General features: G+C 64.5%; 22 protein-coding genes and 1 pseudogene. 9 read left to right on the forward strand and 14 right to left on the reverse strand.

The features are described from left to right. Positions 1–4 precede the first annotated feature (4 nt). Both ACRXBZ_RS32685 and ACRXBZ_RS32690 read left to right on the forward strand, forming a co-directional pair. Complete coding sequence (locus ACRXBZ_RS32685; RefSeq protein ID WP_433882334.1) at positions 5–1012, forward strand: ketoacyl-ACP synthase III family protein; 1008 nt, start codon at positions 5–7, stop codon at positions 1010–1012. 457 nt (positions 1013–1469) lie between these two features. Further along, positions 1470–1808: a hypothetical protein gene (locus ACRXBZ_RS32690; RefSeq protein ID WP_433882335.1), complete on the forward strand. Its 339-nt coding sequence runs from the start codon at positions 1470–1472 to the stop codon at positions 1806–1808. A gap of 86 nt (positions 1809–1894) precedes the next feature. Here the strand turns inward: ACRXBZ_RS32690 and ACRXBZ_RS32695 are convergent, their stop codons facing one another. Beyond that, entirely contained in the window at positions 1895–2902 is a 1008-nt protein-coding gene (locus ACRXBZ_RS32695; protein WP_433882336.1) for an LLM class flavin-dependent oxidoreductase, read from the reverse strand. Between the two features lie 73 nt (positions 2903–2975). On the opposite strand from ACRXBZ_RS32695, the gene ACRXBZ_RS32700 reads away from it, so the two are divergent. After that, the gene (locus ACRXBZ_RS32700; protein WP_433882337.1) at positions 2976–3299 is read left to right on the forward strand and encodes a transposase; all 324 of its coding nucleotides are present in this window, start codon (positions 2976–2978) and stop codon (positions 3297–3299) included. Positions 3300–3385: 86 nt separating this feature from the next. After that, complete coding sequence (locus ACRXBZ_RS32705) at positions 3386–4225, forward strand: IS3 family transposase (RefSeq protein ID WP_433882338.1); 840 nt, start codon at positions 3386–3388, stop codon at positions 4223–4225. Here ACRXBZ_RS32705 and ACRXBZ_RS32710 read toward each other — a convergent pair. The 3 genes from ACRXBZ_RS32710 to ACRXBZ_RS32720 all read right to left on the reverse strand — a co-directional run bounded on the left by ACRXBZ_RS32710 (position 4186) and on the right by ACRXBZ_RS32720 (position 6967). After that, positions 4186–4884 (reverse strand): DUF6545 domain-containing protein, encoded by a 699-nt coding sequence (locus ACRXBZ_RS32710; RefSeq protein WP_433882339.1) that lies wholly within the window; start codon positions 4882–4884, stop codon positions 4186–4188. The two genes, ACRXBZ_RS32705 and ACRXBZ_RS32710, sit on opposite strands and share 40 nt — an antisense overlap. Positions 4885–5439: 555 nt before the next feature. Next, positions 5440–6261 carry a hypothetical protein gene (locus ACRXBZ_RS32715; RefSeq protein WP_433882340.1) on the reverse strand — a complete coding sequence of 274 codons (822 nt, stop codon included), beginning with the start codon at positions 6259–6261 and terminating at the stop codon, positions 5440–5442. A gap of 157 nt (positions 6262–6418) precedes the next feature. Continuing rightward, entirely contained in the window at positions 6419–6967 is a 549-nt protein-coding gene (locus tag ACRXBZ_RS32720) for a hypothetical protein (RefSeq protein WP_433882341.1), read from the reverse strand. Between the two features lie 350 nt (positions 6968–7317). On the opposite strand from ACRXBZ_RS32720, the gene ACRXBZ_RS32725 reads away from it, so the two are divergent. Continuing rightward, a complete protein-coding gene (locus ACRXBZ_RS32725; RefSeq protein WP_433884043.1) occupies positions 7318–7734 on the forward strand; it encodes a WhiB family transcriptional regulator in 417 nt (138 codons plus the stop codon). A 306-nt stretch (positions 7735–8040) separates the two neighbouring features. Here ACRXBZ_RS32725 and ACRXBZ_RS32730 read toward each other — a convergent pair whose 3' ends face one another. The 3 genes from ACRXBZ_RS32730 to ACRXBZ_RS32740 all read right to left on the reverse strand — a co-directional run bounded on the left by ACRXBZ_RS32730 (position 8041) and on the right by ACRXBZ_RS32740 (position 9817). Beyond that, entirely contained in the window at positions 8041–8499 is a 459-nt protein-coding gene (locus ACRXBZ_RS32730) for a hypothetical protein (RefSeq protein WP_433882342.1), read from the reverse strand. Positions 8500–9006: 507 nt separating this feature from the next. Next, positions 9007–9363, reverse strand: a complete 357-nt coding sequence (locus ACRXBZ_RS32735; protein WP_433882343.1) for a hypothetical protein — start codon at positions 9361–9363, stop codon at positions 9007–9009. 145 nt (positions 9364–9508) lie between these two features. Then, positions 9509–9817, reverse strand: a complete 309-nt coding sequence (locus ACRXBZ_RS32740) for a hypothetical protein (RefSeq protein WP_433882344.1) — start codon at positions 9815–9817, stop codon at positions 9509–9511. A gap of 536 nt (positions 9818–10353) precedes the next feature. Here ACRXBZ_RS32740 and ACRXBZ_RS32745 point away from each other — a divergent pair. After that, the gene (locus tag ACRXBZ_RS32745) at positions 10354–10641 is read left to right on the forward strand and encodes a hypothetical protein (protein ID WP_433884044.1); all 288 of its coding nucleotides are present in this window, start codon (positions 10354–10356) and stop codon (positions 10639–10641) included. Positions 10642–10753: 112 nt separating this feature from the next. Here ACRXBZ_RS32745 and ACRXBZ_RS32750 read toward each other — a convergent pair whose 3' ends face one another. The 5 genes from ACRXBZ_RS32750 to ACRXBZ_RS32770 all read right to left on the reverse strand — a co-directional run bounded on the left by ACRXBZ_RS32750 (position 10754) and on the right by ACRXBZ_RS32770 (position 14610). Continuing rightward, the gene (locus ACRXBZ_RS32750; protein WP_433882345.1) at positions 10754–11905 is read right to left on the reverse strand and encodes an NUDIX domain-containing protein; all 1152 of its coding nucleotides are present in this window, start codon (positions 11903–11905) and stop codon (positions 10754–10756) included. Between the two features lie 84 nt (positions 11906–11989). Continuing rightward, positions 11990–12331 (reverse strand): hypothetical protein, encoded by a 342-nt coding sequence (locus tag ACRXBZ_RS32755; protein ID WP_433882346.1) that lies wholly within the window; start codon positions 12329–12331, stop codon positions 11990–11992. 132 nt (positions 12332–12463) lie between these two features. Further along, positions 12464–13048: a hypothetical protein gene (locus ACRXBZ_RS32760; RefSeq protein ID WP_433882347.1), complete on the reverse strand. Its 585-nt coding sequence runs from the start codon at positions 13046–13048 to the stop codon at positions 12464–12466. 151 nt (positions 13049–13199) lie between these two features. Continuing rightward, positions 13200–13592 (reverse strand): response regulator transcription factor, encoded by a 393-nt coding sequence (locus tag ACRXBZ_RS32765; RefSeq protein ID WP_433882348.1) that lies wholly within the window; start codon positions 13590–13592, stop codon positions 13200–13202. A gap of 763 nt (positions 13593–14355) precedes the next feature. Beyond that, positions 14356–14610 carry a hypothetical protein gene (locus ACRXBZ_RS32770; protein WP_433882349.1) on the reverse strand — a complete coding sequence of 85 codons (255 nt, stop codon included), beginning with the start codon at positions 14608–14610 and terminating at the stop codon, positions 14356–14358. A gap of 533 nt (positions 14611–15143) precedes the next feature. Here ACRXBZ_RS32770 and ACRXBZ_RS32775 point away from each other — a divergent pair. From ACRXBZ_RS32775 to ACRXBZ_RS32785, 3 genes and pseudogenes are all read left to right on the forward strand, one after another. Further along, positions 15144–16436, forward strand: coding sequence for a helix-turn-helix domain-containing protein (locus ACRXBZ_RS32775; RefSeq protein ID WP_433882350.1), 1293 nt, complete (start codon positions 15144–15146; stop codon positions 16434–16436). Positions 16437–16599: 163 nt separating this feature from the next. Continuing rightward, positions 16600–17901: an IS701 family transposase gene (locus ACRXBZ_RS32780; RefSeq protein WP_433882351.1), complete on the forward strand. Its 1302-nt coding sequence runs from the start codon at positions 16600–16602 to the stop codon at positions 17899–17901. A gap of 42 nt (positions 17902–17943) precedes the next feature. Further along, positions 17944–18171 (forward strand): annotated as a pseudogene (locus ACRXBZ_RS32785) (IS256 family transposase); the annotation flags it as partial. A 510-nt stretch (positions 18172–18681) separates the two neighbouring features. Here the strand turns inward: ACRXBZ_RS32785 and ACRXBZ_RS32790 are convergent. Next, positions 18682–19482 (reverse strand): class I SAM-dependent methyltransferase, encoded by an 801-nt coding sequence (locus tag ACRXBZ_RS32790; protein WP_433882352.1) that lies wholly within the window; start codon positions 19480–19482, stop codon positions 18682–18684. Beyond that, entirely contained in the window at positions 19479–20807 is a 1329-nt protein-coding gene (locus ACRXBZ_RS32795) for a helix-turn-helix domain-containing protein (RefSeq protein WP_433882353.1), read from the reverse strand. Before ACRXBZ_RS32795 ends, ACRXBZ_RS32790 begins: the two co-directional genes overlap by 4 nt. Between the last annotated feature and the right edge of the window lie 380 nt (positions 20808–21187).

Raw genomic sequence — 21187 nt, forward strand, 5'->3', positions numbered from 1 at the left:
GGCGATGAAGCACCACCGGATCACGATCAACGGCATCGGAGCGGTCACCGGAGGCCTCGTACCCGTCGCCGATGGCATCAACGCCGGCCGCTACAGCCCCGAACAGGCCCGCCGGAACCAGCAGGACTCCGTTGCTGTCGCACCAGGTCGCACCGGTCCTGAGCTGGCGGCACACGCAGGCCGCCAAGCCCTCCGCGGCTTCTCCGGCCGCCTGGCCCTGCATCTGCACGCCACAATCCACGACCCCGGCCTCGATTTCTGGTCGCACAACTCCTACGTCGCCGACCAACTCGGGCTCGACACCACCATGACGCTTGCGCTCAACGGCATGTCCAACAGCATGGTCGCAGGCCTAGAGCTGGCCGCCACCCTCCTCGCCGGCCAACACGGCCACGCCGCGCTCCTCACCGCAGGCGACACCTTCCATGCCCCGCTGTTCGACCGCTGGCAAACCGATCCCGGCATCACCTACGGCGACGCCGGCGCCGCAGTCCTACTCCACCGCGACTCGCCCAACGACGCCGCGGCCGAACTGATCGCCACCGCCTCCCACGCACAGCCGTGCCTGGAAGGCCTGCACCGCGGAAACTCCCTGTGGTACAGCGGAAACACCCACCGGCCCCCGATCCAGCTGCGCCACCGAAAAGCCCATTGGCTCGAAACCCACGACGGACCCGGCAGCATCGAGGCCCTCAACGCAGCCGCCACCACCGCCGTCGTCAAACGGGTCGTCTACGACGCCGAGCTCGAACTCGATGACGTCCGCTGGGTGCTCTGCCCCCACTACGGAGCCCCACTGGCCCACCGGCACTGCCTGGCACCACTCGGGATCCCCGAACAGCGCAGCAGCACCTTCCTCGCCCGCCGGTACGGCCACATGGGCGCCGCAGACCACATCGTCGACCTCCACTACCTCCTCACACGACACCAGGTCACCACTGGCGACCACGTCATCCTGCTGGGCATCGGCGTCGGAATGACCTGGACCGCCGCCCTCCTGCGCATCGCATAAGGCGTGAAGTCGCTCCCGCACGTATTTCCGCCCAGGGCGAAGCGCGCCCAAAAGAGAAAGGAAACGAAATGAGAGACAAAAACAATTCCTCGAAGGCGACTACGACGAACGTCCCAGCCTCCGCCATCCGGTACCGCTCCGCGCTCGTGACAACACTGTTCACGATGACGGGACTGCTCGCCCCGCTCACCGGCGCCACCGCCACGGCAGCACCCAGCATCGGCTCCCAAACCATGGCCATCGCTAGCGACGCCGTTCCGGACGACGGCTGCATCGCTGGCTGTTGTGAACTGGCGTGTTTGGGAGATTAAAAGCCTCCTTCCGGTGCCCGCCCATAGAACTGTAATTCGCCAAACATTCTCGGCGTCTACTTTGGTGCCGGCAACCTGCTGTGCTCTTGGCTGGAAAATCCTTCTTTCGCCGCGAGGTCGAATTTACTTCCTGGAATGGAGAGAAAATGTTGAACAAGGAAAAATGTGGTGCAATGCTGGGAGTGTTGTCCGTTGTTGGCGTTCTGATGCTGGGGGAGGCAGGCGTGGCTCAAGCAGAGGGCGCCTGCCCGGCGGGGTACGCGATGTCCATCGGAGATGGCGCCCGTATCCACAGGTCGCCCGACCTGAACTCGCCCGTCGATGGCATCTACTACACCGAACACGCGTTTCGCGTGCACCAATTCGTCGGCGGCACCCCGGGGTTGCCTGACTGGGTCAACATGACCAACGACAACACCGGTGTTACCGGCTGGGTCCACGGCAGTATGGCTGCCTGCCTCGGGCTCACGCCACCTCAAGTGTAGAACCGACAAGGTCCACACGCGGGACGAGCCCCAGCCGCCAAGCCAAGGCTCGTCCCGCGCCTGGACGCCTTCGATGCATGTCCACATTAGATGCGGACGCCGAGTGCTCTGGTGGAAGAACTGAGCGTGAGCGAGCTGAGGAGTTCGTAGGATCGGCGACGGTCAGAATGGTCGTAGACCGGCGTGGTGACCATGATCTCGTCCGCGCTCGTCTCGTCGAGTAAGGCTTCCAGCTTGTTTCGTACGGTGGTGGGCGAGCCCGCCACTACGCTGTGGGATCGTGCGGCGATCTCCTCGCGGTCTGCGGAGGTGTAGGGGTAGGCGGCTGCGTCTTCTGGGCTGGGCAGCAGGATCCGCTTGCCCCGTACGCGGCTGAGTACCTTGAGCCGAGTTGATCCTGCGAGCCATTCGGCGCGCTCATCGGTGTCCGCGGCGATGACCGACACGCTAACGATGATCTGCGGGATTTGTGACATCGAGGAAGGCTGGAACGAGTCCCTATACACCTGGACGGCCTCCAGGCCCTCGGGGTTGAGGTGGTGGGCGAACGCGTAGGGCAAGCCGACCGAGCCTGCGAGCTCGGCGCCGGCGGTGCTTGAGCCGAGAATCCACACCTGCGGCCGGTTTCCGACGGCGGGCACTGCCGTAACGGTCTGGTCCTCCGGTGGATCGAAGTAGCTGAGCAGCTCGTGCAGCCGCTCGCCAAATGACATGTCGTCGAGTGTGCGTGTACCGCGGATTGCGGCGGCGGCGTGTGGCGGACCGCCGGGAGCGCGGCCGAGTCCGAGATCAATCCGTCCGGAATGCAGTGCCTCCAGCGTCCCGAACTGCTCAGCGACCACCAGCGGCGCGTGATGGGACAACAGAACTCCGCCGGATCCCACACGCATGCGGCCAGTAGCGTCGGCGATCTGGCCCACCAGCACTGCGGGAGCAGAGCTCGCGACCCCGCGCATGCTGTGATGCTCGGGCACCCAGTACCGGTAATAGCCCAGTTCGTCGGTGAAACGGGCCAGATCGAGCGTGTTGCGCAGGGCTTGCCGAGCCGTGGAGCCCTGCACGATCGGCGAGGTGTCCAGGACGGATAAACGCACGTCAGTTGAGGTTCCCCCCGGCGAGTGGACACCGAGTTAGCAGGACGACCGTCCTGCTGGAAGGATGTCCATCGTGCCTCCTCGCAAACGCCGGTCCTACACAGCCGAGTACAAGGTCGAGGCCGCGCATCGTGTGATCGATTCCGACCGCACGATCGCCGAGGTCGCCCGCGAACTGGGAATCGACGCGGGGATGTTGAGCGTCTGGGTCAAAGACGAGCGGCGCAGGATCGCCGCCGCCGAAGTCCACGGGGACAAACCCCTGGAGCCCGCCGAACGAGCCGAACTGCAGCGATTGCGCAGGCAGGTGGCCGAACTGGAGAAGGACAACGCCTTCCTGGTAAAAGCCTCGGCGTACTTTGCCGCGATGCAGAAGAAACCGCACGGTTCGATCTGATGGTGAAGTACGCCGGCCCCGACAAGCACGCCGAGACCGCCGGCACCACCCCACCACCAGAGGGCACGCGATTCTCCGTCCTGCGCATGGCGCGGCTGCTGGGTGTCTCGACATCTGGCTACTACGCGCACGTGAAACGCGCTACGGCAACGGTGTTGACGCCGCGGCAGCAGCGGCGTGCCGATCTGGCGGTGAAGATCCTGGACGTGCACGCCGAGTCCGACGGCACGTACGGGTCCCCGCGGATCACCACCGAGCTGCGGGAGCGCGGCGAGACGGTCAACGAGAAGACCGTCGCGGCGATCATGGCCGAGATCGGGATCGAGGGTATCAGCCCGCGCACGTTCAAAGTCCGCACCACGGTGGCTGATCCGGCGGCGTCGTTCCCGCCGGATCTGGTGCGGCGGTGCTTTGACCAGGGCCGGCTCGATGCCGTGTGGTTAACCGACATCACCTATCTGTCTTGTGGTGAGGGCGATATGTACTTGTGCGCGATCCGGGATGGACATTCCCGCCGGGTGCTCGGGCATGTCGTTGCCGACCATATCGGTGCTGACATGGTCTGCCAGGCCATCGATGCCGCGGTGGCCTGTCGTGGCCGCAGCGTCGCCGGCACGGTGTTACATTCCGATCGTGGCGGCGAGTTCACCGCGGCGTTGACCGTCGAGGCCTGCGCCAGACATGATCTGAAACGGTCGATGGGTGATACCGGGATCTGCTGGGACAACAGCCCCGCGGAATCGTTCTGGTCGACGTTCAAGCACGAATACTACTACCGCCATACCTTTGCTACCAAGGCAGAACTCGTTGCCGCGGTTGACAATTGGATCGATCGGTACAACAATAGAAGGCGTCACTCCGCTATAGGGATGTTCAGTCCTGTTTGTTACGAGCAGTCCCTGACAGGCCCAGCGAAAGCTGCTTGAAGACCTGTCCACTGTTCGGGGGGAACCTCAAGTTCTCCGACGGTGCCACGCTCCAGCTCCTTTCGGATCGCGCCGCGCTTTGTCAGCTCGTCGCAGAGTCGGATCATCCACTGTGCCCGGCGGCGCCAATTGCCGTGGAAGTCGGGCTCCAGGCGCGGGTAGGGCGGCTCGATAGGCTCGGGCTCGTCGCCGGCCCACCGCGCGTCACGAGCCTGCGCACGCCGTCGCAGCGCGGCTTCCACTGTGTTTGCCGCGGCGACTGGGTCGCGGGGATCACCGTTGGGTTCCGGGCAGTCTCGGGCAAGCTCGGCCAGGCCATCGGTGATCTCGGCGCTGATGCGTTCGAAGTCGTCATCGGTGCTGCGTTTGTCGCTGCTGTGGTGTGTGTCCAAGGCGATGTGTGGGAATTCCGTGGTGAGTGCTTGCCACAGCGGATGCATCTCGTTGGTGTAGCGAGTTCGGAGAGCTTGCTCGTAACGCGTCCTGACCGTCACAACGGCGGTAGCCAATGGTGCCAGTGCCAGCCCCAACGCCAGCAACAGTTGCCCACCGAGCTGGCCCGTGGAGTACAGCGTGCTCAGGACCTCCAGCTTGGCATGGGGCGCGAATGCCCGAATGGCCTGCCGGATCAGCGGGACCGCGTTGACTCCTAGTGCCATTGCAGCGCTGCCCACGATCACGACCCAGAAAGCGGCTCGTGCCCAGGGATGCTCCAACCGTGTGAGGTATCGGGCTGGCTCGGCGGATCCCGAGAAACCAACCGGCCAACGAGTACCCGTCAACGGCCAGGTAGAACACCGCACGCTGCCATGTTTGGTACTGGCCACGCCCGGCTTCGACCGGCCACACCTCCCGCACGACCACCATCGTGGTCACCGCGATGGCTAGCACGCCGAGTTCGATCCACGCGGCACGAACCCGCGCAGACGCGGGCTTGCGGGTGTCCGCTAGCAGGAAGTACGCGGCCCATGCGTAGGCCATCGCCATCCAGCACCCGTTGATCAGCGGCGTCCACGCGCTGCCGAAAAACTCTTTGACCGGAGCCAACAGGGGTGTGCGGATGCCGACGGTCGCCGCGAAGGCCAAGCACAGCAGGCCGGGCACCAGGACTCGTAGTGCGAGATCGTGCCGCCTTCGCGTCAGCTGGAGGAGTTCCCAGGCCGCGATGGCCACGATCACGGCGGCCTTGAACCACCGCAGCGCCAGCTCGAAGCTCATCTTCGGCCCTGATCCCGGTCGACGAAGCCGAACGCGGCAGCGATACTGCGCTCCGCCGCGCCCACGCCCGTGGGAAGATCATTCGGCCGTGGTCGTTGCCGCGACATCGTCACCAGGAGGCGGGCTCCGACCTCGGCCTCCCACTCGCGCCAGTCGGCGTAGGAGCCCTGGGCATTCGTTGCTCGTGAGGCTGCGATCCCGCACGTCAGAGACTCGCCGACATTCAGGTGCTCGCGGACGAGGTGGATCACTTCGTGAAAGATCACCAGGTCGCGTTGCGGTGTCGGGGCAGCCCGCTCGTAGAGGATCGAGTCCACCCGCCGCTGTTGTGCGACGTGGCCAACCGAGGTGGTAGCACCGAGATCGACTCCCCGGACCTTGATACGCCGGCCACGATGCTGCCCGAGTCGATGGCACAGCTCGACAGGGTCCAGTGGCGGTCGCATCCCGAGCGCGGCAATCAGATCCTGGCACAACGCCTGCATCTGCGACACGTTCACCGACCCGGTCCGCGCCGAGCTCCAGATGCGGCCGCTGTCAACACCATCACGCGACGCATGAGCTTCGGCCCCGACACCTGACGGCGTACGAAGTCCCAGACCCCAGCCGAACCCGCCCCAGCGAGAGACGGCCGACGGCGCGAATCCCCGGCAGATCCGGAAACCGCTGAGGCCGCAGTCGCGCAGCGCACGCCTGAGAACGTCCTCGTGCGCGCGAGCAACCTCGGCGGGATCGTCCCCGAAGAAAGCAGGATCGACTCCGAAGAAGTTGGCGATAGCATCGAGCAGTCCCGGGTTTGTGTCCTCGCTAGCACGCAAACGGCCGACATCATCGCCGCTCGCCCCACAGCCTGACCGACCTCAGAATTGGTGTACGGCCGCCAGCCGACAACGGGATCCGGGTCCATCACCTCCGCCACGTTGAACAGCCAATTCAGCCGCCCCGCTACTGAGCCGGCGTCGTCCTCGGCATCGGTCATGCACGTGCCCTCCCCCCAGCCTCCTCGTCATCCTCGTCGTCGCGAAGGGCACGAGCGAGAGCGCGCATCATCGCCGCCTGCTCGCGCGCGGCCGTGATGTTGCTCGTACCGCGGTGGCCGACCTTGGTGACGCCGGACTCCCGCATCGCCTGCTGCAACTCCTCGGTCGCTGCCCGCAACTCCTCTCGGGCCTGACGATCAGCCGCGATCTTGGCACGCAGTCTCTTCTCCCGCACGGCCAACTCGGCCTCGACCTCCGCAGCCACGTCGGGATCGGTGAAGTAGCCAATGCGAATCTCGAAGAACCAGGCGATGGCTTCGAGGGTGCGCACAGTGGGGTTGGTCTTCACACCCCGGCGCAACTCGGAAAGATGCGATTCGGACAGCTCTCGGCCGGACGCCTTGCAGGCAGCGATGACTTCCCGATTGGTGAACGTTCGCTCCGGGGCCTGCGGTGGGCGTTGCACCTCGAACAGGCGATTCAGCTGCCCGCTCAAGGTCGGCTGAGACGCAGCCGAAGACGTTCGCTCGGAGCCGCTTGTCATGACATCTCTCCACTTCAGCGTTACCCGCAAGCATGCCACCAACGCGTCCAGCGCGCCAGCGGCACAAAACTGGAGGTTGCAGCACCGCTGATACGTAGTAGCGTAGTAATCACGAAAACTCTCGAGATCATACTTCGCTGTTCGTTCATGCCGGCCGCCACACGCGAATCGCACTGAAACGAAGGAGGTGTCGGACTCGGAGACCGCCCATGCGTCCTCGCCCAGGCAGGACAAGGAAGTGAGCGCTCAGCCGCCGCCCATTGATCGCTGACTGATCCGATCACGGACAGGCGAACCCGGCTGGGCTTCATTCAGCACCGCAGGGGGTTGTCATGTTTCGCGATCTAGAAATGGAACATTTGGAAAGAAAAGTGCGCCAGAAGGGGCAATGCGTCTCGTCGCCTACCCAAAACGCATGGTTTCCCGCGCCTGCCCGCGGCGCCGAATCCTTGGAGTATCAACGCCGTCAGGCTGCCAACGCGTGCGCTGGGTGTCCAGTTAGGACCAGCTGCCTGACAGTCGCTCTCGAATACGAGATCGATGAAGGCGCAAGCTGGGGAATTTGGGGCGGCGTATGCCCCCGTGACCGCCGCCAAGCCATCCACGGCGCAACACAGCGACCCCACTGCAGGCCGGACGCCACCTATCTGGCACATCGGCTTCTGGAGGCGCTGTCCCAAAGCCCGTGCACCGAGCTCGATCCCCTGACCGAACTCGGTATATGGTCACTTCGCCGCGAGGTCCACTCGAATGGGCATATCGCTTGAATCTATGCGGTCGCGATGGTCACGTTCATCGCGCTGACGTTGTGGACGATCTCCCGGGCCAGGTGCATATGTCCGGCGACTGGTTTCTCCTCCGCCAACCCGGATGTGATGGACCAAGCGCCCGGCGGGTTCCACTTCGGCAGATGCCTTGACCGTGATCGAGTTGGACGGTATCGAGGTTCGTGGGGGCGAGGTGGGGAGCCGCCCCAGTGGAGGGGCGCGTTGGGGCGGCTCGACCCTCGCGGAGCGTGCGCTGCGGGGAAGTGACGCGCGCACGCTCGACGTTCAGCGATGTGATCGTGTGCGTTAGCAGGGACGATCAATGGCGCGGTTGGTTGCGGTGATCACGGTTGTCCACGGTGGGAGCCGGCTGCCGGGTTCGGGTGCACGACGCCAGTGGGGCGTGTCCAGTGGGTGGGCAACGATGACCTGCCCGCCGCGTGGGATGGCGTAGACCCGCCGGTTGCGCAACTTCGGGGCGATGTCGGCGTGTGCTCGTGGGCAGGGTTCGGTGAGGATGGTCCACCAGGTTGTGGTGGTGTCGATGCACACCGGACCTGCGTGCAGGTTCTGTTCGAGGTGTTGGACGACGGTGTCGGCCAGCCAGTCCGGCAGGACGACGGCATCGAGCGCCTCGCCGGTGCGCAGGATCAAGCGGCGATGGACTGTATCGAAGGTCACTGGCCAGCCCAACTTCAGCCGGTACCAGTCCGCGGCGCCGGCCAGATCACGCTGCCGGGCATCGGCGGCTTCCTGCGTCGGCATACCCAGAATCCTTCCGTGTTGGGGTGGCATGACTTTCGTCCTGTTCCCTGGTTGACGATGGCCGGGGTGCGTCCTTCGTGGGTACGGCCTGGTAGTCCGTGCCGAACTCGAAGAACGCCCCGAAAAGCGGTGTTCCGGTGCGGTGATGCCGAGTTCGGGCTCCCGGCGCTGCCAGCGGAGCGTGCGTAGAGAGGGCTTCGCGCACGGCGGCCCGCAGCCGGCCGGCTTCCAGCGGCGCCAACGTGATCGGCCCATGTCGGGTGACCGTCAGCGTCACCCCGCCCGGGGCCAGCCCCAGGCGCAGCCGAGCCCGTCTTCCTCGTGCGTCGCGGCAGGGGATCGTCCACGTGTAGCGGTCGGGTGGACGCCCGAGGCGGGAGAGGACTGCCAGTACTGAAAGCCGTTGGTTTCGGCGCCACATCGGCCTCACTCCTCTGCTGGAAACCTGGCGGACCGCAGGTGTTGGGGTCACCGTGGTCCGTCGGAAGCTTTGACAGGACTCCGCCATCAGTGGCTGGGGGCACGCGAGAACACAGGACGCGTACCGTCCGGCGGGAGCCGCAGTTTGGTGCGCAAGGCGAGCTCGGCGGGATCCGGAAGGCCAGCCGTCGCGAGGTAGCCGACGCACTGCTTGCACCGGGGCAGTGGGCTGCTGGGCGGCTTCATCGCACAGGGTGGCTGGATCCAGACCTGGCACCACGCCACGGGCATCCACTCGCCGGACTGCACCTCGATCACCCGCGCATACCCGTCGTCGACACCGGGGATGTGCACGGTGGTTGCGGTGATGTCCGGCCACCAGTCGAACAGCACGTCCTCGACCAGCCGTTCCACGAACTCCTGGGCAAGCTGAACGGAAACCAAAGCGTGCTCCTTGCGGAAAGGGCCCGGCCGGCGACACGTCGTCGACGTCATGGCTGTTCGGGGGTACAGCCCGGCGACGTGCCGCCAGCCGGTAGCTCGGCTCCCGGGCCGGGGGAGTGCTGGGAGCCGAGCCAGCTCATGGGGGTCAGCGCAAGGCGTGACGAGGCTCATCGGTCTCGTTGAACAGGGCCCGCCGTGCCGCGAGGTAGGGTTTGCACGGCGATTTCGGTCGCCGCCACGGTTTCTGCCACTGCCACAAGGTTCGAGAGCATGCCGGGCACTCACCGATCTCGTTCGGCTCGTGTTCGGCCAGCAGGGTCCGTACGGCGTCGATGAGGTGCGGTACCTCGGAACGGGCAACTGCGGTCACCGCCCGGTCATCACCGTCGCTTACGACCCGCGCCACGGCGTCCAGACGCTGCCGCACCGATTCGTAGAGCTCCCTCAGAAACACGTGCCACCCACCACGGGCGTTCGAGGAGTGGGGTCGTAGTTCACGTGTGACTCCCAGATCGCCTCCCGGGCCGCAGCGAGCAAGTCACGAAACTGGTCGGCGTTCACCTCGAACCACTCACCGGGCGGCGGTTGCACAGCCACACGGCCATGAGCAAGCGGCGAGATTCGCAAGACCTGACTACGGCCCATTGCGTCCGTGCATCGGACTTCCTTGCATGCTTTCGCATCCATCTTGAACTCCTTTATGGTCATCGGATCGTTTAAACGGGGAGTCGACCTCCGTCTATGTTTGATGCATTCGCAATGAAACCATAAATCTCAAGGATTCATGTTGGCTAGGACCTAATTGGGTTAACTTGTTTCCGCGGGGCTCCACATTGAACTCTTAGAGCGTTGGAGTCGTGTTGTGCACGGTGAAAGGGAGACCGTCTTGGCTCGGCAAGTCGCTATTCAGATCCTTCGGCGACATCGACGGCATGCCGGCTTGAGAGTATTGTCGAGTTCAGTTCGGATGGTGCGAACTATGCAATTGGCCTGTCCTCCGAGAATGCTGCCAAACTCCGTGACTCGCTGGCGTCTTTCCTGGTCAATGCGCGGAAGACCGGTGGCCGCAGCGCGCCGTCACCAAGTCCGGCAAGTCCGCAGCGACGGCGACTACGGCCGGCCGGGAACGTAGCCAGGCCATTCGGGATCGGGCCCGGAAACAGGGGTGCGGGTTTTAGATCGAGCCGGCATTCCGGTCGAGGTTGTCGAATCCTACGAGAACCAGAACTAAGTTTCGCGCGATGTTGGGGGCTTGGTGCGCGATGCTTGCTGGGCTAGCCATAGGAGCGCCATGGGAGAGGAATCACCGAATTCCGTTCTCTGGGGGTCGAGGATGTCTGACGTGGCTGGCCTTTCGGTGACAATGCGCGTCGCGATCCTCGTCAACGCGTCACGCGGCTGCTCGCCGTGGCGTGGAGCTCACTCCAATGCTGTGTTGGAAGGTGATGTGTTCGCCCTGTTCGATGTCGTTGAGTCGTTCGAGTTCTCTGGGGTCGAGCACGTCCGCGGCTTCTTCCGGCGTGGCCCACTTGTAGTCGGCGATCTCGGTGCGATCGGGGTTGATGGTGAGTTCCTCGGGGTCGATGTGCCCGGCATCGAAAGTAAAAATGATCTTGTTGCTGCCGTCGCGTCGGGTCTCTTTGTGTGACCAGGCGGTGTTGACCAGGTCGTGTTTGCTGAGGTTTAGAGTGATGCCGAGCTCTTCCTGGATTTCGCGGACGGCGGTGGCAGCGGGATCTTGCGGGAAGAAGGGGTGGCAACGTCCGCCGGGTAGGTAGTACTTGCCGTGATCGCTGGGGCCGGTGGCGATCAGAATGCGGTCGTCGAGGTCTCGGATGAGCATCGCCCCTCGTACGGCGAGCCTGGGGTTGGTGTCGTGGTCCTCGTTGATCCAGGTCCGCAGGGTCTGGGCGGCGTCGATGATGGTCGCCGCGGCGCGGTAGCGGTCGGGTCCTGCGGGGGCGTACTCGACTAGGTCGGCGTGATCGGGGTGGACTAGCATCGCCGCGCACCCTTGTTTCAACGCGGCTTCGACGTCGTCTTCGAGCTGGTCTCCAATGTGGATGATCTCGTCGAGGTACACTTGGTGATCGTCGGCGATTTGAGTGAAGGCCTGGTAGTGGACTCCCTTGGCGAAGCCGGTCTCGCAGGAGATGTAGGAGTCGTCGATGATCCCGGCGAGCGCGCGCTTGACGGTCATCGTCTGGTGTGTGGCGGCTGCGGTGGCGTTGGAGTTCAGGACGATCCGGATGTCGGGGAACGCATTGCGGATTGCCGTCAGTGCGAACTGGGCGCTCGGGTTCACACTAAGATCGCCTTGGTTGTCGACGATGTCGCGGACGGTGCTGGTGTCGAGTTCGAGGTCAGCGGCCACCTTGCCGATCACCTGGTCGGTGATCTCGGAGGCGCAGTGCAGGCGAGTCCGGACGGTTTTCGCCACGATGTCCCCGGGCAGATCGGCTGCGTCGCGGAGGGCGGCGGTGAGGCTGGGGCCGGTGGCGAGAGTGTCGCCGATGTCAATGGACAGAAGCCGCTTCGGCATCAGTGGTTCCTTCTCTCGTGGGTGGGTGAGCTGGTGAGGTTGCTGATCAGCCGGCCATTGCGGGACGATCCGGCGTGGGCGTCGTCAGGACCGCTTTTTCCGCATCAGAGCAGCCTTCTCAATCGCGTTGATCACTTGGTGGAGTTGCACGCGGTCGGAGAGCCAGCCGTGGACGGCTTCGGTGACGTGGGGAAATCGGGGTTCGGCGAGCCGGTGCCCGAGATTGTTGCCGAGCCACCCAGGGCCCCGCATTCGCCACGTGTCGATGTCGTCGTCGTGGACCTGGTCGCACAACATCTCGCGGATTCGCCAGACGGCCCATTCGGACCGGCCGACCTGTTTGACGATGTGGTAAGGCCGGACGCCGTCAAGCAGTAACTGCTCGATCCTGGCGCGTTCCTCGGCGGGGACGGGAGGGGGTGGCATCGCCGCATCACCTCGTGGTCAGGGAGACGGCGACCGATGCGATCGCGTTGCGCGGCAATGCCGCTCCGCAGCCGATGGCACCTGCACGACAGCCGGCTGGGTTACCGCCGTCATCGATGTTCAGCGGGATGATCAATGGACTGCCGTCCAAGGAAGTACTCCTGTCTCTGCTGCTTCGCGTTCGTGGGCGGTGAGATGTTCCAGTACGAGCTGCGGGTATGGCCGGGGTTCGATCCGGCAGTCGGACAGGCCGAGCGAGTGCTCGGCGGCCGCCAGCCGCTGTTGCGCGTTCGTCACGGTGGAGGCGGTGACCTTGGTCTCGGCGAAGCAGCTGTGGAGGTCGGTGAGTTCGTCGACGGTGACGGTGATGGTCTCTCGCACGTGCTGGAACAATGTTCGGACTTTCTGGACCCGGACCAGGCGGTGAAGGCCGAGTGCGGACAGCAGGTCGTTGGCAGCCACAGCCTGGTCTCCGGAGAGCAGCACGACGCTGGCCGTCAGGTACGTGCCCCCAGTGATGTGCTCGTGTTCCGCGGCTGCCATGGTGCGCGTGATCTCGGCGTAGCCGTTGCGCTGGCGAACCCGGGTGCCGTCGCTGTAGTAGGTGTCGACCTCGAAAGCGCGATACAGGCGGTGAAAGTGGAGTTCGGTTAACCGTTGGGTGAAGGCATTGCCAGCACCGCCGGTCAGTTCGTGCGTGCGCTCGCGATGGAACATGGATGTCGCCCTTGGGGTCACAGGGAGTGCAGCAGCAGCCTGCTGCGGCCTTGGAGAGATGGGTTCGCCGGCTGGCTAGAGCGTGCAGCGTGGCGGTCATCCGAGGGGCGGCGGCCCGAGTGCGGCTAAACCGCGGTCCTTTTCCCCGGACTCATGTCAATTCGAGGTCCAGTTCTGGTTCTGGCGATTTGGCTTGCTGCTTTCTTTGAAACGGGAAATGATCCCTTCCTAGCTTCACCTGGTGCAGGTCGACCTGACGACCAGCCCATCCCGGACGGACAATTCCTACTTCGTAGGCGAGAACGACGAGCTCCGCTCTGTAGTGGAGGTCAAACTTTCGAAGCAACTTGTAAATTTTCGTTTTGATTGTGTGCTGAGTAAGGAAGAGCGCTTTTGCGATTTCCGCATTGTTCATGCCGGCAACGACGGCGAAAATCACCAGTTCCTCCGCTGGTGAAATTCTACTAAGATGCCACGGCTGAAAACGGCTTCGTGAATCGCGGGCTGCAGGGCTCATCTGCTCGACCTGGGACGAGTGCGTCACTGATTTTACCTTTCGCAATATGTGCCGAAGGACGCTTCCGCTTCGGGGCCAGAGGGCGGCCAGCGCGGCGGTCATGCGGTCGGCGTTCGTGGTGTCGGCGACTGCGGCGAACAGGTGTTCGCCACCAGACCACCCATGAGTCGGCAGTTCCGGAGTGGGTGATGAACATGTGCGCGATCCCGCCGTCGTCGGAACAACTGTGGTACCGAACATTCGGCATCGCTCTGTATAGCGCCGTGCGGAAGTCGCCGAGGTACACCGGAGGCAGCAGCGTACGGTGATGCTGCTGCCCTCGCGCTTCCTCCAGCACGGATGACGGGTGCTCCATCACGAGCATGTCGATCGACCTCGAATACCAGATTGTCGGTGAGCGGAACTCGGGGAAGTAATCCGGTGGCGTCGTGGCGATCCATCAGCCGTGCGCCGGTCAGCGGTTCGCGGCTGATGAGATGCCGTTCGATGCGCAAGGCCAGCTCCAGCGAAATCCTGGGACTGGCCAAGCACAGCGGGCACACCGACAACCAGCTCGGCAATGGAACCGAACGGCGGAGACGAACCCAATCGTCGCCGAGCCGCAGATCACACAACGCCCGGTGAACGCCGAGTGTCGAGGTAGGGGACTCCGCGGTGCACACGAGGTGCACGTGGACCACTCGGTGATCACCGTGCCGCACGATCCATATGCCGCGCGGGGTTACTGGTGGCGCTGAATAGCGGCGCGGAGATTCAGACGACACCGGAGTTCGAAAGGGCAGGCTCATAGTCACACGCACTCGGCCGGTTCCGGCGCGTCCGGCTCTGGCGCCGGGATCCGTTTGGCTCGCGCATCTTCCGGTGTAACCAGGTACTCGGCGATAGCCGCGAGTATCTGGTGCATCGCGCTCTCCGCGTCCGCCCCAACACCCGCGAGCGAAGCGACAGCGTCGTCGATGCAAGCCCGGCACAGTGCAGCCCCGGCGGCGGCGGTGCGAGGCAGCCGCGCCCGGCGCCTGCACCGCGCGATGACCAAGACCTGCACGGCCGCGCCTCCGCTAAACAAACGGTCCCTGCCCGGCATCGTGACGGGCTCCCCTGCCACCAACCTCGGCAAATGGAATACCGAAGCGGTCACGTCAGGACACAGCGTTCCCGCGCTGCCCCCGAGCACGGCCGGGGCTCGTTCACGGGAGTCGCTAGATCGGCTGCGGTTTGTCCGGCTTAGCAACGGCATGAGAGGAACAGTGCCGAGGATCAACTCCCGAACCAACAACCATGGTTATATAACTGTGGTTATTGCACACCACGCGCAGGCCGACTACGGAGTTCGACTTCTTCCCGCTACGCTACGAGACCATCTGCGTTCTCCCGGTAACGGCGGTAGTGGTGAGGCAACTCGTGACCCCGATGCAGCGGCGGTGCACCGAATGTGACTCGTGGCTGCGCGTAGGCAATGCCGACTCGGTATGCGCGCCGTGCCGTCGCAGAACGCCAGTCATCCCTGCCTGCACGTACGACTCTCCCGAGCTCCGGGCCGCGCTCGGGAACTACGACTTCCGCCCGGTGTTTCGCGCCGTGCGCAGGGCAGCAGGGCTGTCCCAGCACCAGCTCGGCGAACTCGTCGGCCTCACACAGCCGATGGTGTCGTATGTCGAATCGGGCGCGAAGCGTCTTCAGAACATCGAGCAAGTCGCGAGAGTTGCCAACGTCCTAGGAATACCCGCTCGCCTGTTGGGTTTTGACGCCGAACCTGGCAGCCTGGACGTCGACAGGGAGGTGAGCGACGTGGAACGCAGGGACTTCCTCTCACTCGTCCTCGGAATCACGATGACCTCCAGCCTCCACCCCGACATCGCCCGGCTCAGCGAGATCCTGCCAGCACAAAGCGACTCAACCAGGCGCCGCAGGCTCGGCAGTGCCGACGCACAAGCGATCGAGCACATGACCGAAGGATTCCGGTCCAACATCTTCGCGCGGGGCGGCGAGCTGATGCATTCGGCCGCGCTCGCCCAGCTGCATGCTGTCCGCGGCTTCGACGATGCAGTCTGCACCGACGAAGTCCGTGCACGCCTGGACCTGGCGAGCGCCGACCTGGCCTGGGTCACTGGATGGGCTTCCTGGGACATCGACGACCACGACCAGGCACAGAAGCTGTGGGCCTTCGCGCTCAATCGCGCGAAACGCGCTGAACACCACCCACGCAGCACCGACCTGACAATCGGCGTACTGCTCGACGCCGCGTACCAATCCCTGCAACGACGCCAAGCCCGCACCGCCCTGCGCCTAGTGGAGCACGGCGTCACCATAGCGAACACCAGCGCTCACGAGGCGAGCGCGAGCGCACACGCCGACCTCCATGCCAACCGCGCCTGGTGCCACGCCGCACTCGGCAACGCAACCAAGTGCAGGGACGCCCTGAGCGAGGAAACCGACGCGTTCGCGCGAACAAGGCCCGAGACCGTGCCGCCATGGGCCCGCCACGTCACTGCCGCCGAAATCGCCTCACACCGAGCACACGCGCTCGCCCTGCTCGCCCACGCACAACCCACGTACGTGCCAGCCGCCATCGAGGAACTGGCCTCCGTCGTGAACAACACCGACCTGACGTTCGCGCGGACACGGGCAATCCACCTGCCTGACCTAGCCGCTCACCACTTTCACGTAGGCGATGTCACCACCGGCATCGAGATCGGCCAGCAAGCAATCGCCACCGTCGGCGAGCTGTCGTCCCGGCACGCTCGCGAGCGTTTGCGGGCCATCGCCAAGGCAGCCGAGCCGGTCGCCGCGACATCGTCCGAAGTCACGGAGTTGTGCGCAGCGGTCTACGCCACGGTCGACGACATCCCGACATTCTCTGAAACGCGGTAAGAGAACCAAAACGGCTGAACCCAACAACTGAGGTTTCTCAGTTATTGGTGAGTTGATCTGGTGGGTGGATGCCGAGGTGCTCGGCGTGGCGGCGTGACCTGGCCTGAAGATGGAGGAAGCATCGGCGTTGCTTGCAACCGCCCGTTGTCCGGGAGATTCGCCGATGCTTCCTGTGGGAACCATACCGTCTTGTTTGCTGTCGGTGTTGGAAGGGGTGCGTTCGGTGTTCACCGCGCCGACGTTCGCCACGTTCGTCTCGTTGGTGACCGGCCTGCTGGCAGCCACAGGCCCCCGGACGGTGACGGGAATGTGGAGCGCGGCCGGACTGGCGGGACGCTCCCATCACGCTCGGGCGCACCGGTTTTTCTCCCATTCCCGCTGGGATCTGGATTCGCTGGGGTTGCTGCTGGCCCGTCTGGTGGTGGCCCGTTTCGTCCCGGCCGGGCAGGCGGTGACGGTGGTGGTCGACGACACGTTGTTTCACCGCTATGGCGCTAAGACTCACGGGGTGTTCTGGCAGCACGACGGCTCGGCGAAGGGCCGCGATGGGATCGGGCGGGGTAACTGCTTCGTGGTCGTCGGACTCGTCGTGACCGTGCCGTTTTTGACCAGGGCGGTCTGCCTGCCGGTTCTGTTCCGGTTGCATATCCCCAAATCCGGTGTCTCCAAGCCTGATGCGGCCCGGGCGCTGGTGGGGTTGCTCGCCCGCGCGTTTCCCGAACGCGGCATCCATGTGGTGGCCGACGCCGCTTACCGGGGGCCGGCGTGGCGCACTCTGCCCGGCAACACCACGTTCACCACCCGCCTGGCAGCCAACGCCGTGCTGTATGCCCTGCCACCGGAGCCCACGGGTAAGCGCGGGCACCCCAGATGGAAAGGCGAGAAACTCGGCACCTGCACCGACCTCGCGGCCACCGCCACCTGGCGAACCACGGAAGTCACCTGCTACGGCAAGACCGAAACCGTGCACATCGCCACCGTCACCTGCCTGTGGTGGGGCTCGTTGCACCGCCGGCCCGTCACCGTGGTGCTGATCAAGGAGACCGACTCGGCCCGGCCCTACGACATCGCGCTGGTGTCCACCGACACCAGCGCTTCAGTCGAAACAGTCATCGCCCGCTACGCCGACCGCTGGAGCGTGGAGCAGACGATCAAGGACTCCAAGATCCTCATCGGCGCAGGCGACGCCGCCAACCGGCTGCCTCGCGCTGTCGAGCGCACCGTGCCCTTCGCGATGCTCGGCCTGACCATCCTGACCCTGTGGTACGCCGCCAACGGCACCGCCGAGGCGGACCTGGCCGCCGCTCGCGCCCGAGCACCCTGGAACCGCAAGAAGTGCAACGTCAGCGTCGACGACATGCTCATCGCCTTCCGCCGGGCCCGAATAACTGCCATCAGCGCAGGCCAGAACACAGTCGATCAAAATCCCGCCAGGCCCTCGACCAGCACCTCATCCGCCGCATAACTGAGAAACCTCAGCAACAAGAGACAGCCTTTTATTATAACAATGGAATCTACGTTCGCGACCGTGCGGCACCGCAGCAAAGTCACCAAGGGACCAGGCTCTCGCGCGGCCGGGCTGGCGATGGCCTTCAAGCTGATCGAGTCAGCACAGACACGCTGGCGCGCGGTCAACGCACCCCAACTCGTCGCGCTCGTGCGCGCAGGAGCACGCTTCGTGGGCGGCAAACTCGTCGAACGTCCCGACGACCACGCCCTACCCACCCCCGCCTAAACAATCTTGATCCACAGGTATTGACAATTTCTCTCACCAAGCTCGACTGCCTGCCGGAGGTGCTGACGGTCTGCGTCGGTCGGGTGGGGGGCGGGTGGGGGTCAGGCACGGTTGTTCCCAGGAAAGTAACGCAGCAGCACGACGTCGCCGATCTTCCGTACTCCGCTCAAAGTCATACGAGTGGTCGGGGTCCTGGGGAAACACCGCCGGGTGGACAAACCGTGGGGCGTCGGCTTGCCCGAGGAAGAACGGGGCGTAGACGAGATGGAGTTCGTCGACGACACCGGCCTGGCTGCATCGCTGCGCCGCCAGGGCATCATCCCTGGCGTCAGCCCGAGCGGATCTGGCTGCGGAACAGGGAAAATCGGTGGATCTAGGCACACTCGCTTGCACGCCAGACAGGCAGGAGGAGTCCGGCATTGGGCTGTAGGTCTTTGTGCATCGACGCTTTAGCGTTGCCCAGAGGGTGTCAACCCATCTGGCCCGGTCGGTCTCTTTGGCCGACGTTGGCTAGGTACTGCCCAGGAGGATGCCGCCTCGGCAGTTGATGTGGAAGGCTCCCTTGCGGTTGATCAACTCGTGGAGCCGCTGGTGTGCGCGTTCCAGGGTGGCATCGAAAGGCACGCCAACGGAGTCGGCCCAGGTGCGATAGGACGCCAGGTGGGCGATCACCGGTTCCGGCTCGGTCACGGTGATCACGCCGGGTAGCTCCAACACGCGGATCTCGGTGAAGTAGGGCTGTAACCGGTCCGGCGCATCGTCCAGTGCGAAGCGGTTGCTCAATGAGATCCGTCGTGGTCCCTGGTCGGTGCCGAGGACGTCGGCTGCGGCGGATGCCCAGAGGTCGTCGAGTTCTTTCTTGTCGTCTCGGGCGTTGGTCGAGGCGATGAAGGTGCCTCCTGGTCCGAGTACCCGGGCGATCTCGGAGAGGGACGTGTTCAGATCGTCTACGTGGTAGAGCATGTGCATTGCCAAGAGCGCTGCGGCACAGGCATCTGCTGCGGGCAGAGCTGCGGCATCCGCGACGACCACGGGCTGTGCTAGGCCTGCCAGGATTCCTGGAGAAATGTCCATCCCGACGACGGTGAGATCGGGGCGGTGGGTGCGGATGCGGCTTACATACTTGCCGTTTCCGCAGCCGACGTCGAGCACCACACCAGCCTTGGTCGGCAGGTGTTCCAAGACGATGCCTGGCAAGTCATGCCGTGGGTGTTGCCAGCTGTATAGGGACTGGCGGGCGGCTAGATGCCGCTCGTCGCTGTACGCGCTTCCGGCCAGGACTGCGCGGCTGGTGGTGTCGGGACCGTTCACGCCTGCTCCATCACCGTGGCGGCCGGCAAGGCTGGCGGGGGTGCACAGAAGGCTGTGATCGCTGACCGCATCTGCTGGCCCTGCGCAGCGTTAGCGTATCGAGAGCGATCGAGGCGCTGGCCAATGTCGGCTGCACGCTTGACGATACTGGCTGTCCGTCGAACCGGTGGGACGGCTAACACCGTGTCCAGTTGGTCACGAAGGCCGTCCAGGTCATCCTGCAGGAGGTAGGCGCTGCCCAGGTCGAGTCGAGCCGCGAGTATGTCTCCCGACGAGCGATCAGATGGCGCTGCTGCTTCGTAGAGCTCCAACGCCTGTGACGACTCATGCGCAGCCCTGGCCGCCGATGCTCGGTCACCAAGGGCAAGCAGTGCGGTTCCGGTATAGACGGCTTGTTTGGCCCTCGGGAACGTGAACACTCCCGCGTCGTCGTCCTCGTCTATGGTGGCGCGAGCCCGGTCGGCTCGATCGAGAGCCGCCAGCGTGTTGTCCTTATCTCCCAATGCCGCACACGCCCGTGCTTCAAGACTCGGTAGCCGAGCCGCCACCGAACCGCGGGCACAGTAGCCGACACCGTCATGGGCGAACTTCACGGCAGCAGCCAGATCGCCGTCCCAGTAGGAAATCAAGCTCTGAAGCCCGCGGACCCACGCGCGCATTCCGTTGTGTCCAGCCAGGTCTGCGCAGAGAAAAGCGGTCAGGGCATGGGTGTGTGCCGCGTGATAGTGCCCGAGGTCCAGGCAGATGTGTGAGTGCAGACCGGCCACTCGGCTAGCGTCCAGATAGAGCTGCCGCAATTGCGTTGGGGACCGGTTGTTCTGTGCAAGTTGAAAGACTTCACAGCGCAGCTCGCGGATATCGATGAAGAGTTCTGCCAGAGGCTTGAAGACGTAATTTACGGCAAATCGGTCAATCTCCGCGCCAATCTGATCCAAGGTCTGCCGGCTAACCGTCGCCGCCGCGACCTCACGGGCGAAACGGTCCGCATCACGGGCGTCGGCGGCGACAGCGGTGCCGTCAAGTCGTCCGGCAAGCCCACCGAGCTGAGATGCGTTGCCGTGCCGTGCACTGCCAGTGTCCGTGACCGTTGCTGTCAGCAGCTCTTCCAAACGTTCCAGCGAGACGCCGAGTGCCCCTGCTATCAGGGAGCGGCGCCACGGCTGAGGTGTCAGCGTGCCCCGTTCCCATCGGCCAACGGTGGACAGCTCCACACCGAGCCTGGTCGCGAAACCTTCCTGCGTAAAGCCCATCGCCTCGCGACGGGCGGCAAACGCCTCACGCCGCTTCGCCACGGCCACCTCCCCGAGCATGAACGTCCCCACCATAGCGGGCCACCATTAGTGCGGTTCACTCCGTTTACGGTGGACACCCGTTTGGTCTAATGGCGCTGTTTCGCGGGCAAGTTATAACGCTTAGTGGTCAAAGGGGCGATAGATGGACACGTCGGGAAACAATCCAGACCGTCTCTGTCCGTATGCCCAGGAAAGTGCTCGCGATCGCTCGGGTGGCTCAACGTTGATGTGGCTCGGAGCGTCCGTGAACCTCGCGGTCGACGGTTGCCGCCGGTTTGTGCTGCTCGCGTGGGATGACGCCGCGTCAGCGCCTCATTTTCGCCCTACGCGCGCTCTGGTGAGTCGGGCCGACTGACGATCTACTGTGCTTCGAATAGCGCTCGGCGGCCCTGTCATTGCCCCCGACCTTTGGC

The sequence above is a fragment of the Saccharopolyspora hattusasensis genome (genome assembly GCF_050972075.1).
Lineage (GTDB): Bacteria > Actinomycetota > Actinomycetes > Mycobacteriales > Pseudonocardiaceae > Saccharopolyspora > Saccharopolyspora hattusasensis.

What these genes read in the sequence shown, in the direction of transcription:
- ACRXBZ_RS32690 (WP_433882335.1), top strand. Translation starts at nt 1,470, where the DNA reads ATGTTGAACAAGGAAAAATGTGGTGCAATGCTGGGAGTGTTGTCCGTT.
- ACRXBZ_RS32760 (WP_433882347.1), bottom strand. Translation starts at nt 13,048, where the DNA reads ATGTTCCATCGCGAGCGCACGCACGAACTGACCGGCGGTGCTGGCAAT.
- ACRXBZ_RS32755 (WP_433882346.1), bottom strand. Translation starts at nt 12,331, where the DNA reads ATGCCACCCCCTCCCGTCCCCGCCGAGGAACGCGCCAGGATCGAGCAG.
- ACRXBZ_RS32720 (WP_433882341.1), bottom strand. Translation starts at nt 6,967, where the DNA reads ATGACAAGCGGCTCCGAGCGAACGTCTTCGGCTGCGTCTCAGCCGACC.
- ACRXBZ_RS32705 (WP_433882338.1), top strand. Translation starts at nt 3,386, where the DNA reads ATGGCGCGGCTGCTGGGTGTCTCGACATCTGGCTACTACGCGCACGTG.
- ACRXBZ_RS32795 (WP_433882353.1), bottom strand. Translation starts at nt 20,807, where the DNA reads ATGGTGGGGACGTTCATGCTCGGGGAGGTGGCCGTGGCGAAGCGGCGT.
- ACRXBZ_RS32730 (WP_433882342.1), bottom strand. Translation starts at nt 8,499, where the DNA reads ATGCCGACGCAGGAAGCCGCCGATGCCCGGCAGCGTGATCTGGCCGGC.
- ACRXBZ_RS32685 (WP_433882334.1), top strand. Translation starts at nt 5, where the DNA reads ATGAAGCACCACCGGATCACGATCAACGGCATCGGAGCGGTCACCGGA.
- ACRXBZ_RS32710 (WP_433882339.1), bottom strand. Translation starts at nt 4,884, where the DNA reads ATGGCACTAGGAGTCAACGCGGTCCCGCTGATCCGGCAGGCCATTCGG.
- ACRXBZ_RS32750 (WP_433882345.1), bottom strand. Translation starts at nt 11,905, where the DNA reads ATGCCGAAGCGGCTTCTGTCCATTGACATCGGCGACACTCTCGCCACC.
- ACRXBZ_RS32725 (WP_433884043.1), top strand. Translation starts at nt 7,318, where the DNA reads ATGGAACATTTGGAAAGAAAAGTGCGCCAGAAGGGGCAATGCGTCTCG.
- ACRXBZ_RS32780 (WP_433882351.1), top strand. Translation starts at nt 16,600, where the DNA reads ATGCTTCCTGTGGGAACCATACCGTCTTGTTTGCTGTCGGTGTTGGAA.